The organism is Nitrosomonas sp., assembly GCF_020852615.1.
Classification (GTDB): domain Bacteria; phylum Pseudomonadota; class Gammaproteobacteria; order Burkholderiales; family Nitrosomonadaceae; genus Nitrosomonas.
In genome coordinates this window covers 1-17422 of record NZ_JADZAJ010000018.1, presented here as the reverse complement: position 1 = coordinate 17422, position 17422 = coordinate 1, and the positions used below count along the sequence as shown (strand labels likewise).

Sequence of the window (17422 nt, the reverse complement as noted above, 5' to 3'; positions counted from 1 at the left end):
TCAACCCTCTAGCGTGCGATGGTGTTAGTGCGCTTTATTTTATTCTGCAACTGAATAATTCCATAGAGTAGCGCTTCTGCCGTAGGCGGGCACCCGGGCACATAAATATCAACCGGCACTATCCGATCACACCCGCGCACCACTGAATAAGAGTAATGGTAATATCCACCACCATTTGCACAAGATCCCATGGAAATCACCCAGCGAGGCTCGGCCATCTGGTCATACACCTTACGTAGCGCAGGCGCCATCTTGTTACATAACGTACCCGCAACTATCATGACATCTGACTGTCGTGGACTGGGGCGAAAAACAATACCAAACCGATCCAGATCGTAGCGGGATGCCCCGGTTTGCATCATTTCAACTGCACAGCACGCCAGCCCAAAGGTCATAGGCCACATCGAACCCGTTCTTCCCCAATTGATTAAGGAATCAAGGTTTGTTGTAACAAATCCCTTATCTAAAGCACCCTCAATACCCATTATTCAATCCCACTCTAAAGCGCCTTTGAACCACTCATAAATAAATCCAACTACAAGCAACCCGAGAAATACCAGCATCGCAACAAAACCAAACAACCCGATTTCTTTAAGAACAACAGCCCAGGGAAACAAAAAAGCAATTTCCAAATCGAAAAGTATGAACAAGATTGCAATGAGGTAATAGCGCACATCAAATTTCATACGTGCATCCTCAAACGCATCAAAACCGCATTCGTAGGAAGATAATTTCTCGGCATCCGGTTTGTTGGGAGCAAGAAACCACCCTGCCAGCATACACAACACACCGATCGCCAGCCCAATTAAAATAAATAATAAAACCGGGAAATAGTTCCCAAGCATGGTGTTTAGCATTTCTCATACCCTTAACTCAATCCACCAAATCCAGACCATTCAGATCCGGCTCTGAATACATCCACCTACCTGGTGCCGACGGCGAGACTCGAACTCGCACAGCTTTCGCCACCGCCCCCTCAAGACGGCGTGTCTACCAATTCCACCACGTCGGCCAAAAAATTTCAGCCACCCGGTCTCAAGAAGAAAAATTATTCCGGAATTTCCCCGGCCTTGGATTCACTCTTTTCTCCATTACCGGAATCTTCAAATTTACTACCTTCTTTAGCAGGGACAGCCATTTCACCGGATTTCATATCCAGTTTCTGCATGACGCTCTCACCAGCAGGATTACTGCTGCTTGAAAAGTAAGCCAACGTCAGACTGGTAATAAAAAAAGTTGTAGCAGCCACTGCAGTCATTCTGCTCAAAAAATTGGCTGATCCACTGGCACCAAACAGACTTCCGGAAGCACCACTACCAAAAGCCGCTCCCATATCAGCGCCTTTCCCCTGCTGCAATAAAACCAAGATAATGATTACAACCGCTGCAATAACATGTACTGACCAAATAAGCGTTTCCACAATATACCTTTTCCAGTTAACTCTGCGCAGCCAGACAAATCGATACAAATTCTGCAGCAACCAAAGATGCTCCCCCGATAAGCCCGCCATCAATATCCGGCATCTCAAATAACTCACGAGCATTACTTGCTTTCACACTTCCACCATAGAGAATTTGAATATTCTCAGCTATTTTCCTGTCATGCACGGCAATTCGATTTCTTATATACGCATGAACTTCTTGTGCCTGATGGGGTGTGGCAGTTTTACCCGTACCAATTGCCCATATTGGTTCATACGCTACTACCGATTCCTTAAACGCATCAATACCCGCCAAATTGATTACAACATCAAGCTGCCTTGCAATTATCTTCTCGGTCTCATCCTGCTCTCGCTGAGCTAAAGTCTCACCGACACAAAGAATCGGCATTAATGACCGACCCAGTGCGGCACGAAATTTTTCAGCCACGACCTGGTCCGTCTCACCAAATAATGTTCGCCGCTCGGAATGGCCAACAATCACATATTGACACCCTAAATCAGCCAGCATATCAGCCGATACTTCACCCGTATAGGCCCCCTGATGGTACTGGCTAACGTTCTGAGCCCCCCACGCCAAATGAGAGCCCTTCAGCATTAACTGTGCTTGCGATATGTAGGGATAAGGCACGCATACAGCACAGGATACATCTTGTAATGTACGTATTCCTGAGATAACCATTTCCAGCAATGATTGGTTCTGCGCCAAATTTCCATGCATTTTCCAATTTCCTGCCACAAACCGCGCGCGCGCCATTACTCCCCCTGTTTATCCGGATCCAGATTCGTAAAATCCGATGGATGCTACCTGCGAAACCGGATTGCGTCAATGCCAGCCCTCGTTAACCGGACTTGTCTGTTACTGGCATTACTTTGATTTGCTGCGTCTTAGCGTAAAATATAATAAAATATAGTAAGTTTTACATTATGTAATTTGCCCCTTGCTTAACTAAGGTTGACATGAAGAAACTCGTTCTCCTGCGACACGGAGAAAGTATATGGAATCAGGAAAATCGCTTTACTGGCTGGACTGATGTCGATTTAACCTCTAAAGGTCTAAAAGAAGCCAGAGATGCAGGCAAGGTTCTCAAGGAAAATAATTTTTCTTTTGACATCGCTTACACTTCGCTACTAAAGCGCGCAATTCGTACACTTTGGATCGTGCTGGATGAAATGGATCAGATGTGGACACCAATCGAGCTCAATTGGCGATTAAACGAGCGGCATTACGGTGCGCTTCAAGGTTTGAATAAAGCTGAAACTGCCAAACAGTACGGAGACGAGCAGGTACTTATCTGGAGACGCGGTTACGATATTCGCCCACCTTCTATTACTGTTGATGATGAACGCTATCCTGGACTTGATCTGCGTTACAAGCACCTGCCATTCAATGATATTCCGGTTACGGAAAGTCTGAAGGATACGGTTGCGAGATTTCTTCCTTACTGGAATCAGACTATTGCACCACAGATAACGGCTGGCAAAAAGGTAATTATTGCCGCGCATGGAAACTCACTGCGTGCCCTGATCAAACATCTTGATAATATCTCGGATCAGGACATTCTGAGCTGCAACATCCCCACCGGAATCCCGCTGGTATACGAACTTGACAACGACCTGAAACCAGTCAGCAGTTATTATCTAGGCGATGACAGCCAAATTGGACAAGCAATTTCGGCAGTCGCCAATCAGGGCAAATCCGGAATTTAATGTTCCCTGGTTTAATTTCGAGCCCAGGCCCAGCACCGCACCGCCTTTCTCTAAAAATACGGAGATTACTTAAAACCGGCTTTGTGCTGCTTTTGGTTAATGCGTTTTCATCTTCCTCTCTGCATGCAATTCCGCAAACCAACCGGGATAGTCAGAAACAGTTACAGGAATTACGCACTCGTATTGATACACTGCAAAAAGATCTGATTAATAAAAAATCATCCAAGACCAAAGCTGCTGATACATTACAAAAATCTGAACAATCAATAAACGATCTGCACAAAAAGCTCTCGCTGCTTGCACAGCAGCAGAAAAACACACAGGAAAAACTCAACCGGCTGCAGCAGCAATCAATTCAACTCCAGGACCAGGTTAAAACCGGACAAAAACAACTTGGCAATCTCATCTACAGCCAGCATATGACGAAATACGGTGACTATTTGCCGTTACTGCTCAGGCAGCGGGATCCAGATAAAGCTGCGCGTAATTTTTACTACTACAGTTATATTGCTCAGGCACGTTCAAAAAATATAGATAACTTGCGTAACCAACTGGCCACTCTGGATACATTAACTCATGAACGCCAGGCACAAAATGAATCTCTTAAACAGATCCGTACTAAACAAATCCAGCAAAAGCAATTGCTCGAGCTGGAAAAGAACAGGCAATCTGAAATTGTTGCAGCGCTTTCCGAAGAAGTCACTCGACAGCAGAAAAAAATTGATGAACTGAAACAGGATGAACAGCGCCTTTCACAACTAATTGACAAACTGAACAAACAACTTGCCCGGAAAAAAAGTGTTCCAGCCCGATCTGGTGGAAAATCAGTATTGCGTAATGAAAAACTGCCAGACAGCAACATTGAACACAGAGGTGCTTTTGCTGCATTAAAAGGAAAATTGAGACTGCCCGTCAAAGGGGAACTTGCCAATCGCTTTGGCAGTCCACGTGAAAGCGGAAGTATTAAATGGCAAGGGTTGTTCATCCGATCTGCCGGAGGCAGTGAAGTCAAAGCTATCGCAGGGGGTGAGGTAATATTTGCCGATTGGTTGCGCGGATTTGGAAACCTAATGATTCTGGATCATGGCAGCCACTATATGAGCCTGTACGGTAATAATGAAACGATTCTCAAACGAGTAGGCAGCAAAGTGAAAAGTGGTGATACGATAGCAACCGTTGGCAATAGTGGCGGAAACGCTGAAGCAGGTTTATATTTTGAACTCCGATACGAGGGCAGGCCGTTTGACCCGTTAAGCTGGGTGAAAATAGACTAGCCGGGTTAAGCCGAAATTCCAGTCAGGCAGTAAATCAAGTGAAAATACAGAATCTACAGAAAAGACCAAGTGCGGAGCAAATACACCATGCGTAGTTTTATGAAAAAAATAAGTTTAGTCCTGGCTGGCACCATCGCCGGAATCATGATCAGCCTGAACTTCTCCGCCATCGCCGATAAAGAAATTAAAGAAGAATTACAAACACTTCCCATCGAAGAACTACGCACGTTCTCACAGGTTTTCGGACGTATCAAAAGCGACTATGTTGAACCTGTAGAAGATAAAAAACTGATTACTGAAGCTATCAACGGAATGCTGGTTGGCCTGGATCCACACTCAGCCTTTCTGGATAGTGAAGAATACAAAGAATTACAGATTGGTACACAGGGAGAATTTGGCGGGCTGGGGATACAGGTAACAATGGAAGACGGCCTCGTTAAAGTCATTTCTCCAATCGAAGATACACCCGCATTCCGCGCCGGCGTTAAAACAGGTGATCTGATCATAAAGATTGATGATACCGCTGTTAAAGGCATGACCCTTAATGATGCCATCAAACGGATGCGCGGAAAGCCGGACACACCAATTACACTAACTGTTATTCGTGAAGGCCAGTCAGAACCGCTTACATTCAAACTTGTACGGGCTGTAATCAAAATTGACAGCGTAAAATCCAAGCTTATCGAACCGGGCTATGGTTACGTTCGCATCACTCAGTTCCAGGAACGTACAGGTGAAAACCTGGCTGAAGCCATTACCAGGCTTTACAGTGAAAGCAAGGTTCCCATGAAAGGTATAGTGCTGGATTTACGCAATGATCCGGGTGGCTTGCTTAACAGCGCAGTCGCAGTTTCAGCCGCTTTTCTGCCAAGTAACGCGCTGGTGGTTTATACCGAAGGGCGCACGAATGACGCCAAAATGCAGCTTCGTGCCAATTCCGAGTACTATCTCCGCGGGTCAGGGCGTGATTTTCTGGCGAATCTCCCTCAGAGTGTTAAAACCATACCTATGATAACGCTGGTTAATGGCGGATCAGCATCTGCTTCAGAAATCGTGGCTGGTGCACTCCAGGATCATAAACGGTCCATCATTATGGGTTCACAAACATTTGGTAAAGGGTCGGTACAAACCATTCTGCCACTCAGCAATAACACAGCCATCAAGCTGACAACGGCACGTTACTTTACACCCAATGGTCAGTCGATACAGGCGAAAGGAATCACACCGGATATACTGGACGAAGAAACCGACAGCAACTCACGCCTGCTGAGAGAAGCCGATCTTAACCGGCATTTGAGTAATAACCAGGAAGGAAAAACTGACAAGGCGTCAACATCTGATAAAAAAGGTGTGAAACCTTCCAAAGAACCCAAAAATAAAGCAGACAGTACACAGAAAAAACATGAGCCCATGGAATTTGGATCCAAAGATGACCTGCTGCTCACCAAAGCAGTCAATCACCTGAAATCCATGTCTCAGAAATCCAGAAATAAAACAGCCAGGGCGGCCCGGAGCTGATTTTCTCTGATGAAGGCAGCACGGGAGCGACGTGGATGACCAAAAGCTGTTACGTTACAGCCGCCATCTCCTGTTACCGGAAATTGATATTCCCGGTCAGGAAAAGTTAACACACTCCAGTGTTTTTATTCTGGGAGCGGGTGGCCTAGGCTCTCCCGCCCTGTTTTACCTTGCCGCCAGCGGAATCGGAAAACTCATTGTCTGTGACCACGACCAGGTTGATCTGACCAACCTCCAGCGGCAAATTCTGCATGAAACTGCCTCCGTTGGTAAATTAAAAGCAATTTCCGCCCAAAATACCTTGCAGCGCATCAACCCGGAAATTGAGATTATTCCGCTGTCGGAACATGCAACTGCCGAACTGCTGAACAGGGAAATTGGAAGTGTTGATGCTGTCGTTGATGCCAGCGATAACTTCTCAACGCGCCATCTGCTCAATCAGGCATGCCTCACCCATCGTAAACCTTTAATATCAGGAGCAGCTGTCCGATTTACCGGACAGGTTGCCGTATTCGATCTGCGCCAGCATGACAGTCCCTGTTATCACTGTCTGTTCCCTGATTCAGGTGACAGCGATGATCCCGCATGCGCGATTATGGGTGTGTTTTCTCCGCTGACAGGCATTATCGGCTGTATCCAGGCTGCCGAAACGATCAAGGTATTGCTGGGAATCGGTGAGACACTGCATGCCCGTTTACTTCTCCTGGACGGGCTGACTATGCACTGGCGCTCACTCAAATTAAGTAAAGATCCACGGTGCCCGGCATGCGGCTCTGCTCTAGCAAAGGAAACCAGTAATTTCCAGTAGCATCAACCCGATGTCTGCAACTGTGATGCTGCCAAACGCGCATAAAGATTGCTGGATTTCATCAATTCCGTATGTGTGCCCAGCGCCTTCAAACGGCCATGATGGATCAGGACAATGCGATCAGAAGCAATAACAGTACTCAGGCGATGGGCGATAACAATGGTCGTCCGGCCAGCGCTCAATCTGGTAATTGCCTGCTGTACCTGGTCCTCGCTCTGGCTATCCAGCGCACTGGTAGCCTCATCCAGCAATAAAATTGGAGCATTTGCCAAAATAGCCCGGGCAATTGCCAGACGTTGCTTCTGGCCACCGGACAGCCCCAGCCCGGTATCACCCAGGATAGTCTGGTAACCTTGCGGCAGGGAAACAATAAAATCATGTATGAAGGCAGCTTTAGCTGCCATTTCTACCTTCATGTCAGTGGCGTCGGGGCGGGCGTAACGCAGATTCTGCTCGATACTGCCGTGAAACAGCGCGGGATTTTGGGATACCAGTGCAAAACTGTGCCTGAGATCAGACAGATCCAGATCACGGATATCCACACCTTCAAGCATGACAGCGCCGGACTGTACATCATAAAAACGCAGTAACAAATCAAACAAGGTTGATTTTCCTGCCCCCGAAAGACCAACCAATGCCAGTGTTTCACCCGGCCGTACGGCCAGTGAAAAATCGTTGATGACCTGTATCTCCGGTCGCGACGGATAAGCAAAACATACCTGCTGAAACATGATGTTGCCTGCTACAGCTGGTAATTGACAGGGGTTTTCAGGTGAACGAATCCGGCTGGGTTCCTCCAGCAGTTCTATGGTACGCTCCGCTGCTCCCGCAGCGCGCTGCAATTCTCCCAGTACTTCTGATATTGACCCGACTGCCGAGCCAATGATAATGCTATAGAAAACAAACGCTGCCAGCTCTCCCCCGCTGATTCTACCTTCGATCACATCCATACCACCGACCCAAAGCATCATACCGATCGCACTGAATACCAGGACGATCACCACCGCGATCAGCCAGGCACGTTGCAATGTCCGCTGGCAGGCAATGAGAAATGCATCCTCCACATACTGGTCGAAACGCATTTTATCTACCGCCTGATGGTGATACGCCTGCACCGTCTTGATCTGCCCAAGCATTTCCCCAACATAAGCACCGACTGCCGCCACCTTATCCTGGCTTTGCCGTGACAATACACGTACCCGCCGGCCAAACAGCAGAATAGGAGCAATAACCAGCGGAATGCTAAACATAACGATTACCGTCAGTTTAATATTGGTAATGAACAGCCAGATCACACCACCAATCAGCATAATCAGATTGCGTAGCGCTACCGAGATGGAAGAACCCACTACAGATTGCAGCAAGGTCATATCTGCAGTCAGGCGGGACTGGATTTCAAGACTGCGATTAGCTTCGAAAAAACCTGGATGTAACTCGATCAAATGTGCAAAAACCTTACGCCTTATATCCGCAACCACCCGTTCGCCCAGCCACGTTACCCAGTAGTAGCGCGCAAATGTGCCTATTGCAAGCAACACTACCAGTAACAGAAAAATCAGCACATACCGGGTCAGCAGATCGGGGGATTGTGTAGCGAACCCACGATCCACCATCAACCGTATCCCCTGACCGAGTGACAAGGTAATGCCGGCAGTCAGAAATAACGCCAGCAAACTGAGACCCATCGATAACTTATAGGGTTTAAGGAAAGCAGCCGTTTTTAAAACAGCCTGCCAGCGATTACTCGTCATACATAAATCCCGGGGCTAAATCTCAGATCGGGCAGAAAAAGGAAAGAGAGACAACAATTCCGGATTTGACGATCAACAGTATAATTACAGGGTTTTTGGTTCAATTGTAACAGCAGGATAAATGAAATATTCAGAAGCAGGAAAAATCGGTGTGCTATTCGTCTGTATGGGAAACATCTGCCGATCACCCACCGCAGATGCGGTTTTCAACTATCATGTCAAATCAGCCGGACTGGAACATCTCTTTCATATCGATTCCGCCGGAACACACGCCTATCATATTGGCGAACCGCCTGATCGGCGTTCACAACGGGCTGCACTCAAACGGGGCTACAACATGCAGGATTTGCGCGCCAGAAGAGTCATACAGGAAGATTTTTCACGCTTTCAATACATTCTGGCTATGGACCACCACAATCTGGAAGGTCTGCAACAAAACTGCCCGCCCCAATATGTAAGCCGATTGGGGCTGCTCCTGCAATACAGTGATCAATGGAAAACCCATCAGGAAGTACCAGACCCCTATTATGGCGGCAGTCACGGATTCGAAAGAGTATTGGATCTGGTAGAAAATGCAAGCCAGGGACTATTAAGGCATATACTCAGAAGTATAAATACCTGAAAATTTACTATGGTGCTTTCTTCTGGGATAGCTCAACCAGCAGCTTGGAATAGCGTTGAAGCTAAAACTGTTTTTACAGATGGGGACTGTCGCATTAGTATTGTGGAGCCTTGACTTGAGCCCCGGAGAACAGAAAAAATCAGAATTTCTGACTGGGCCCTTTATTAAGGCTATATCCGGCTTGGGATGTAACCCATTTTTTTGCCATTACTACTAGTGCCATTAGGTTATAGGGCAAATCAAAATAGCCCAAACTCAAAAAGGCGCCACCAACGGCATATCCGACAAGACTGACTTGCGCCATGGCTCCAAGTTGAGCCGCCCATAAAGTATTCGGATCACTATACGCATTTCTCCTCAACCATCCGGCTTCCCGATAAGTAATAATCCATAAAAGAAGAAAAAGAAATAACCCTATAAAGCCATGGTTTCCCAGAATCTGGAAATATATACTATGAGCAGCACGTACAATGGTTTCATACTTTCCATAAAGCAAAAAATAGTCAGGGTATTGGTAACTCATTCCCCCGCCAAATAGATGGTGCAAGGCTACCTCCCACGCCACACCCCACGCATTGATCCGCCCCATTGCCGAGCTGTCCGCCTGATATTCCGAAATAGTATCCATTCGTGCCCACCATTGTTCCGGAAGCATAGGGATCATTGCCACAGCGATAATAAGAATAAATATCGCTACTTCCCCTTTCTTAGGACTGCGCCACCAGAATACCCCTCCCATAGCAACAATAGCCAGCAATGCTCCTCTGGAATATGATCCGAGAGCAGAAACAGCGCACAACAGCATTACGATATTAAGTGCGTGACGCCAAGCCTTCTTTGTCACCTGGAGTTGTAAAAAATATATCAGAGGAATTGTCATGATGAGTGCCAAAGCGAACTCATTGTTATCTTCAATAAATGATCCCGGAGGCCCCCATACACGATAATTTCCCAAGGTTGAAAGTGTAAAAAATCCACCTTTTGCCCCCAGTAGCGCTAACGAACCAATCAGAACCCAGGCAAACGCCATAATGTGTTCCTTGGTTTGAATCAGTGCCAGGGTAACAAAGATCATCAGAAATATTTTTATGCATTTGTTCCACTGCCAATAATCTTCGGATACATCATGTCCCATCAGCCAAGACAAAGTTATCCACGTAACAAAAAGAGCAAAGATAGTAACTGGCAGGCCAATAAATGGTGAGCGCCGTTCTTTAGTGGATACCAACCCCAGCAACGTTACCCCTGCAGCGAATGCTGCAATTGGCAAACTGGAAAGTATTCCCCATGCATAACGGTGCGGATTCATGGTACTCAGCCAGGTCCAGAGCAACACTCCGATCCACGCACGACGTAACGCATACAGTCCCGCGACCAGAATAATGAGTGCTATGGCAATATCTCGAAGCGACAAAGTTTTATCCTGTAGTTACGGTGTACTCACAGCCATGCGTTAGACAGCGCTTGCAAGCGCCCCTTGTGTGAACAGTTATCGCTGAATACCGGGAAAACTACCATTCACTATTTCACAAAAAACCCTGAACCTGTTCTTCAGTTCAGGGTTTTTCAGTACATATTCAACAGTAGCCTGCAGATATTCCAATTTATTCCCGCAATCATAGCGTTTATCTTTACAACGGTAAGCCAGAACATTTTCTTTATTAATCAAGTCAGCAATGGTGTCAGTAAGCTGTATTTTCCATCTGAAAAAACTGCTTTACGAATAACAGACATATATTGGCTTTCTATAAGAATTTTTATGCGGACTGCGGCCAAAACCGACAAATATAAAAGTCCATGGCACTTACCTGCCGTATTTTGAGGAATATTATATTTCGACTCATTTTTTCCGGCCTCCCGGCCAAATCATCCAATGAGAAATCAATACCGGTCATAGTCAAAATGAGCACGGTAACGCCGGCTTACCTCGTTTACTGCCCAGGCAAACACATACTGTCGCAACCGTGTGGGACGATCAAGAGAATTACGGGGGGCAAGTCGCCAGAGCAGCGGTGTTTTATGCAAAATTGATTCTACTGTACCGGAAATCCTGCCGGTGATATGCTCATAACGTTTGCTCAGCGGCGGGGGAAGTCGACCACGTTTCAGCCATTCCATACGATTCCCGGCAAGCCAGGTACGATAGGCGTCGAAAGAAACAGAGCTCAAAAATTCACCAGATCCCACAGCACTGGCCTTTTTAGCGATACCAAAAGCACCTCGCGGCACACCGCCGGATTCGATAATCCGGCGTGGAATCGGCCGACTGTAATCTCCTGCCACATCCCATGGATGCATCTCTTCTGCACGACTCAGTAAATTAATATCACGAATCTGCCGTACTCCCCAAAAAGTGATCGGACAATGGATAAATCCCGCCCAAAGACGATATTCCGTTAGAGAAAGGCCCGATGAATCACCGCGCACGATATCGTCACCAAGATCCTGAGTATCTTTTGCCCAAATCTTGTCACCATGATATCCGGTCAATAATACCCGGCCCGATAACTCATTTTTGGCACTGGCCAATGGTACAGCCTCCGCTGTTCCATCAGCCGCCAGGAAAAAAATCTCGATTCCTTCAAGCTGGCGCCAGGCATCACGTTCGACGCAGACTGAATTAAGGCCCAGATAAGCTGCCACCTGTTCGCCATTTTCCTTTTCCCCAAAACGATCTTTGTCAATGCATAAAGCATCCCTGCATCCTGCCCCCTTCGCAAGTGCTGCAATGGCGGGAGAATCGTAGCCGGAGGATGCAGTAGCAAGAAATCGATAACGTCGCTTTCTCCCGCTGTCAGCAATATTGTCGGCAAATTTATTCAGATTTTCCTGAAGAAATTGTTCGTAACAGGCAAAGTTTCTAAAATCCCTTTTTTCCAGCTTCCTCAATGTATAAGCAGCTTTGCTGCCATCCCAGACAACATAACCGAACATTGTAATCCTGACATCACCCAATGAAGTGGCAACAGTCTGTTTATATTTCGATAAACCATAGATGATACTGGTAAAATCTTTATAGTAATCAGGGTAAGAAATGTCGATTGCTGCTCCAGATACAGCTAATAGACATGCCAGTGAATTTGAAACAAACAGCCCTTTATCCGTTAATAATGACAGGATCCGATCTGTCGTATTACCTGGTGCTGCAAAAATTACACTATCATCACGGCACCGGCCGCCTGTACCTGCAGTGAGATCTGTCTGATCGAAATTACCTTCTTCAAACAGGCCTGGCCAGGCTGCTTCACAAAACCATTGTTCCCGCACTTCAACTTGGCTGCCATGCCAGACGGTAACAATTCCATTTTTAGCAGCACAACGGGCTATCCAGGCAAGCGGCGGCCAGCCGGATACCCTCTGATACGCAAATTTCATACTGCCCCCTTTTTGAACAGCCAGTCTGACTGAAAATATATTAAATGATCATAATAATTAACCGTGGAAAAATTACCGTTATTTACCACTATATTCGATATAGTTACAGGTACGCTACGGTCATCAGTAATTTCTGTTAAAAAGATTTATCTGAACAGTTTCAGGTAAAGTTTATGACATCATCATAGTGCCGGAAAAGCATATACTGCAAAGTATTCCTCAATATTTCCCGTTTTTATTTATCTTTTTTTGATATTTTCCTGATGACAATTTTTGCCGGAATATTTGCCCGTTCTAAAAATAAAGCGATACCCGCATCATTCATAAAGGAACTTCAATCTGCCATATCACGCCATCCGGATGACGTCGATGCCATAGCGGAGTTCTCTGGTACCGGCATATATCTGGCCAGGGTTGATGCGGGTATCTTAAAAGAACCGGGTGTTTCTTCTTCCCCGGGGTTTACCGCATTCGTGGCAGGCGATCCTTTACTCCAGACCGGTCCTGACTTACCGGGAACGCGGGCAGAAAGCCTGCAAAATCTGGCATACGATCTGGCTGTCAGCAAAAAACAGGACGCCCTGCGATCCTGTCGCGGGACTTACTGCGCAGCCATTTACGAACAAATCGGGCATAAACTCTACCTGGTAACGGATAAACTCGGTGTCCGCCCGGTTTATTACTGGATACTGCCGGATTTTATTGTTTTTGCAACTGCCCTGCGAATTCTTGAATCCTTATCTTTCCGGAAAAAATCGTTAGATCTTCAGGGTATCGCAGAAATAGCATGCTTCGGTTACCCGCTGTCCGACCGTTCCCCCTATGAAAATATATTTACACTCTACGCCGGTGAAACAGTCAGTTTTTCGGATGAAATAATCAACCGGCAAAAGTACTGGGAGTGGGATAAGTTACCTGTCAAAAAAACTGATGATACGGGTACTTCTGCCAAACATCTTCACGCAGTTTTCATCGATTCCATCAGGATCCGGTTGCGGGAACAAAAAACTGTTGCAGCATTTTTAAGTGGTGGCCTGGATTCTCGCGCCATTGTTGCGGCACTCAGAAGCCTTGGCGCCGATGTAGTCACATCAAATTTTGCTCCGGCTGGCAGCCAGGATCAGGTTTTTGGACAGCTTATCGCCGAGAAACTGGGCACTCATCATGCCCACCTTCCGGAAGGCAGACAGAATGACAGGGATCCGTACCACAAGCTATCTGTAAATGAGTGGATAAATTCACAGTCTTATAAGGCTGAAAATCTGCCCAGACCTCGTATCATCTGGTCAGGGGATGGTGGCAGTGTCGGCCTTGGCCATGTATATCTGAATCCGGAAATTATCCGGGCATCACGGGAAGCCAATCTGCAAATAGCGAAGCAGAAATTTTTTAGCCACGTCAACTGGGGACTGGGCACCCGGCTTTTAAAGCCGGAAACAGCCTTGGCATTCCGGGAATACCTTGACAAGGGGATTCAATCCGAGCTGAATTCAGTTCACCCTGAGGACCCTGGTCGTACCTTTTATTTGTTTCTGATGCTGAACGACCAGCGACGACATTTGTTCAATCATTTTGAGAATATCGATCTTGGACGAATGGAGTTTGAGCTCCCGTTTTTTGATTCCAACTTTGTTGCAGAAATCATCAGACAACCCATAGACCCCTTCCTGCGTCACGTTTTCTATTTGGAATGGCTAAGCCATTTTCCTGAAGCGGCACTGGAAGTGCCGTGGCAGGCTTACCCTGGCCATGTGCCCTGTCCTTTACCTCAGCCAGAAGGACTGACGTACCAGTGGGAATCTGGTACCGAAGCTATCAGACAGAACAAACAGAATTCATTGCAATGGGCAAAAAAGCTGCTTTCCGCCACAGAATTCTCACATAAATATCTTAACCGTACTTATCTGCGATTATGGATTTTACTGATGCCATGGAAGCAAAGTGACAGCTCGTATCTGCTTCAATTACCGAGAGTGTTATATCAATACTGGTCCAAAATTGCGTAAGAACCTGTTCCATATCTCACCGAGGGACACATTGCAGCGTTGAAATTGAACTCATCCCTTGATCGAGACTTTGAGCAGGCTCCAAGACAGCAAAAACTGGGATCAGCTATGAAAAATACTGATAAACGGAAAATAACCTTCCTGATATGACAGCACGAGAGCAGGTATTAACAGGCCTCAAATGGACTGCCGGCGGGAAGTTGGGTGCACAAATCATTACATGGGCTATCACACTGATTGTAATGCGCCTGCTGACACCTGACGATTACGGCCTGCTGGCAATGGCAACTGTATTTATTGCTTTTATGCTCATGCTGTCAGAAGCCGGCCTCGGGCCGGCTCTGATACAGAAACAGGATCTCGATGAAGCTTCATTACGCAGCGTCTTTGCCATCGTAATCATCGCAAATATCGGATTGTTATTACTGTTCAACCTGCTGGCGCCCACCATCGCAGATTTTTTTAATGAAGACAGGCTGATACCCATTCTTCGAGTGCTGTCACTTCAGTTCTTACTGAAAATTTTTGATACGCTTCCTGGCGTTCAGCTATATCGGCAGCTACGATTCAGAAGCCTGTCGCTGATTAATTTTTCAACCACAATCGCCGGAAGTGTGTTGACACTGCTAATGGCATTTGCACAATTTGGTGTATGGGCGCTTATTCTGGGGAATCTGTTTTCTGCCACATTAAATGTAATTGCCATCAATATTGCAGCTCCAGTTCATCTGGCACCCCGATTTTCTTTAACAGGGATGCGTCATCTCCTGTCCTTTGGAAGGAATGTCACGTTATCGCGCATTCTCTGGTTTTTCTTCACACAAGCTGACACGACGATTATTGGCAAGTTACTCGGGAAAGAAACCCTTGGTTTCTATTCAATCTCAATGCAACTTGCGTCACTGCCCGTACAAAAAATATCATCGATCATCAATCAGGTCGCATTCCCGGTATTTTCCAGAATTCAGGATGACCCGGGACAATTTCGTAATTTCATACTCAAGGCTGCCAGGATACTTGCCCTGGTTACATTTCCTGTACTGTGGGGGATTTCAAGCATTGCCAGTGAAATGGTTCCTCTGCTTTTGGGAGAAAAATGGAGTAGCGCAATACTGCCATTGCAATTACTGGCATTAGTCATGCCTTTACGCATGCTCGCAAATTTCCTGCCTTCTGCCGTTGATGCGCTGGGCAGGCCTGATGTCACCATGAGAAATGTGCTCCTGGCCTCAATCATTATGCCAATTGCCTTTCTGGTCGGGTGCAACTGGGGGCTGGAGGGGGTTGCGCTCAGCTGGGCTATCGTCTACCCGCTAGTATTTTTTATCAATATCCAGCGTATGCTCCTGGTAATTGAGCTGCGGCTGTCTGATTTTTTTTATGCCATTACGCCAGCAATGGGTGCCACCATTGGAATGTATCTGGCAGTATGGACAACAGCCACACTGCTGGCAGACAATGTTGATCAGTGGATAAAACTGCTGGTCATGATTACTGCAGGCATGCTGGCTTATGCCGGTCTTACGCTGCTCTTCAACAAACGCGGCTACCATGAAGTGATCGATCTGGTTCGCCGGTGATATTATCTCGACAACTGTTTATTTCAATGAAAAACGAGAATCGGTCAATAGCTTGACCTGTCAGATATCAGGCTGCTCCGGTCTACATGTAATAATGGACTGTACTGCAAAAGGCCTTAAAATTATCAGCACACGCTGGTAAGTCCCTGTTGGGAAGTCCGGCTCCGGTAAAAACTGATTTATTTAGGGTGCTTATGAATATTTTCCGGATTTTATTGGGTAAACGCGCGCGCAAAGCCCCCCTTTCAGTGCTGTTTGAAGTGCTGAGGATGCGTTTTGGCTCACAACGTCTGCTGTTTCAGGAATATATTGACTATCGCCTGCATGAACTGGATGACCTGAATGCCGGAGAACGCAGCAGATTTCTGGGAAATGGCCGGAAATTCCGGCTTAATCATGTATGTAATGATCCTCACTGGTTCATGCTGGGTGAAAAGTTGCCCATGACACTTTTCATAATGGCAACTGAACTCCCCATGCCCAGGATCCATGCAATATATGACCTCAGCGGCAGAAATCTGCCTGGTGCTATCACATTAAACAATAGTGATGAAGCTGCTGATTACCTTCGCACTTCCCGGCATTATCCGCTGTTTGCCAAACCCAGTCACGGTGCTTATGGCTGGGGAGCCATGGGTTTGCAAAATTATCTGCCGGAGTCAGACAGCATTATTTTTCTGAATGGCCGGCAATGCAAGGTAACTGAATGGGTTGAATCACTCAATCCCGGATTTGCACGTGGCATTCTATTCCAGGAGCTGCTCAGGCCACATCCGGAAATTGCACGTATCTGTGGCTCTCGCGTCAGCAGTATACGTGTTACTTCCGCCCGGATTAACGGAAAAAATACTATTGTCAGTGCAGTCTGGCGCATTCCCGCCGGATCAAACATGATAGATAATTTTCAGCACGGTGCTTCCGGTAACCTGCTGGGTGGTGTCGACATATTCAGCGGCCAGATCACCCGAGTAGTCGGCAGGGTTAACAACCGGATCGAGACAGTCGCTACTCATCCGGATACAGGCATGCGATTTGATCAATACATATTGCCTGACTGGTCACAGCTAACAGAAATCTGTGGGCGGGCAGCAAATTACCTGATGGGTATGAATCTCCACCACTGGGATATTGCTTTGACTGAACGTGGCCCGGTTATCGTAGAAAATAATGAAATCGCCGATCTGGATCTGCACCAGCATGCTAACCGTAAGGGTTGAGGTAGGTTGAAAAAAGAGGAGTCCAACGTTTTATAAAATATCAGAAATGGAGGACGGAAATGGAACGGATACCGAAAGGGATTTACACGCTGGAATTTCGGGCGGAGGCGGTGAAGCTGGTGG

At 46.7% G+C, this 17422-nt stretch carries 15 protein-coding genes and 1 tRNA gene; 8 read left to right on the top strand and 8 right to left on the bottom strand.

The features are described 5' to 3' along the window. Positions 1-8 precede the first annotated feature (8 nt). The 5 genes from IT527_RS03565 to tpiA form a co-directional block, all read right to left on the bottom strand. On the bottom strand, positions 9-485 hold the full coding sequence (locus tag IT527_RS03565) for an NADH-quinone oxidoreductase subunit B (protein WP_292966671.1): 477 nt from the start codon (positions 483-485) through the stop codon (positions 9-11). A 3-nt stretch (positions 486-488) separates the two neighbouring features. Further along, on the bottom strand, positions 489-845 hold the full coding sequence (locus IT527_RS03560) for an NADH-quinone oxidoreductase subunit A (RefSeq protein WP_292966837.1): 357 nt from the start codon (positions 843-845) through the stop codon (positions 489-491). A gap of 82 nt (positions 846-927) precedes the next feature. Beyond that, positions 928-1012: transfer RNA gene (locus IT527_RS03555), tRNA-Leu, on the bottom strand. A 36-nt stretch (positions 1013-1048) separates the two neighbouring features. Beyond that, positions 1049-1420, bottom strand: a complete 372-nt coding sequence (gene secG, locus IT527_RS03550; RefSeq protein ID WP_292966668.1) for a preprotein translocase subunit SecG — start codon at positions 1418-1420, stop codon at positions 1049-1051. A gap of 16 nt (positions 1421-1436) precedes the next feature. After that, entirely contained in the window at positions 1437-2195 is a 759-nt protein-coding gene (tpiA, locus tag IT527_RS03545; RefSeq protein ID WP_292966665.1) for a triose-phosphate isomerase, read from the bottom strand. A gap of 203 nt (positions 2196-2398) precedes the next feature. Between tpiA and gpmA the strand changes: the two genes are divergently transcribed. The 4 genes from gpmA (at position 2399) to IT527_RS03525 (ending at position 6748) form a co-directional block, all read left to right on the top strand. Beyond that, positions 2399-3148, top strand: a complete 750-nt coding sequence (gene gpmA, locus IT527_RS03540; RefSeq protein WP_292966663.1) for a 2,3-diphosphoglycerate-dependent phosphoglycerate mutase — start codon at positions 2399-2401, stop codon at positions 3146-3148. A gap of 83 nt (positions 3149-3231) precedes the next feature. After that, a complete protein-coding gene (locus IT527_RS03535; RefSeq protein ID WP_292966661.1) occupies positions 3232-4422 on the top strand; it encodes a peptidoglycan DD-metalloendopeptidase family protein in 1191 nt (396 codons plus the stop codon). 87 nt (positions 4423-4509) lie between these two features. Further along, complete coding sequence (locus tag IT527_RS03530; RefSeq protein ID WP_292966658.1) at positions 4510-5940, top strand: S41 family peptidase; 1431 nt, start codon at positions 4510-4512, stop codon at positions 5938-5940. Positions 5941-5971: 31 nt separating this feature from the next. Further along, complete coding sequence (locus IT527_RS03525; protein ID WP_292966656.1) at positions 5972-6748, top strand: HesA/MoeB/ThiF family protein; 777 nt, start codon at positions 5972-5974, stop codon at positions 6746-6748. Between the two features lie 2 nt (positions 6749-6750). Here the strand turns inward: IT527_RS03525 and IT527_RS03520 are convergent, their stop codons facing one another. Next, on the bottom strand, positions 6751-8499 hold the full coding sequence (locus tag IT527_RS03520; protein WP_292966653.1) for an ABC transporter transmembrane domain-containing protein: 1749 nt from the start codon (positions 8497-8499) through the stop codon (positions 6751-6753). Positions 8500-8620: 121 nt separating this feature from the next. On the opposite strand from IT527_RS03520, the gene IT527_RS03515 reads away from it, so the two are divergent. Further along, positions 8621-9121 (top strand): low molecular weight protein-tyrosine-phosphatase, encoded by a 501-nt coding sequence (locus tag IT527_RS03515; RefSeq protein WP_292966650.1) that lies wholly within the window; start codon positions 8621-8623, stop codon positions 9119-9121. Between the two features lie 139 nt (positions 9122-9260). Here the strand turns inward: IT527_RS03515 and IT527_RS03510 are convergent, their stop codons facing one another. Together IT527_RS03510 and IT527_RS03505 are read right to left on the bottom strand one after the other, a co-directional pair. Beyond that, positions 9261-10535: a putative O-glycosylation ligase, exosortase A system-associated gene (locus tag IT527_RS03510; RefSeq protein WP_292966648.1), complete on the bottom strand. Its 1275-nt coding sequence runs from the start codon at positions 10533-10535 to the stop codon at positions 9261-9263. 467 nt (positions 10536-11002) lie between these two features. Beyond that, a complete protein-coding gene (locus IT527_RS03505; RefSeq protein ID WP_292966646.1) occupies positions 11003-12496 on the bottom strand; it encodes a hypothetical protein in 1494 nt (497 codons plus the stop codon). Between the two features lie 263 nt (positions 12497-12759). On the opposite strand from IT527_RS03505, the gene IT527_RS03500 reads away from it, so the two are divergent. From IT527_RS03500 to IT527_RS03490, 3 genes are all read left to right on the top strand, one after another. Further along, positions 12760-14502, top strand: coding sequence for an asparagine synthase-related protein (locus IT527_RS03500; RefSeq protein WP_292966644.1), 1743 nt, complete (start codon positions 12760-12762; stop codon positions 14500-14502). A 146-nt stretch (positions 14503-14648) separates the two neighbouring features. Next, complete coding sequence (locus IT527_RS03495) at positions 14649-16082, top strand: lipopolysaccharide biosynthesis protein (RefSeq protein ID WP_292966640.1); 1434 nt, start codon at positions 14649-14651, stop codon at positions 16080-16082. Between the two features lie 194 nt (positions 16083-16276). Next, positions 16277-17299: a sugar-transfer associated ATP-grasp domain-containing protein gene (locus IT527_RS03490; protein ID WP_292966637.1), complete on the top strand. Its 1023-nt coding sequence runs from the start codon at positions 16277-16279 to the stop codon at positions 17297-17299. The last annotated feature ends 123 nt before the right edge of the window (positions 17300-17422 follow it).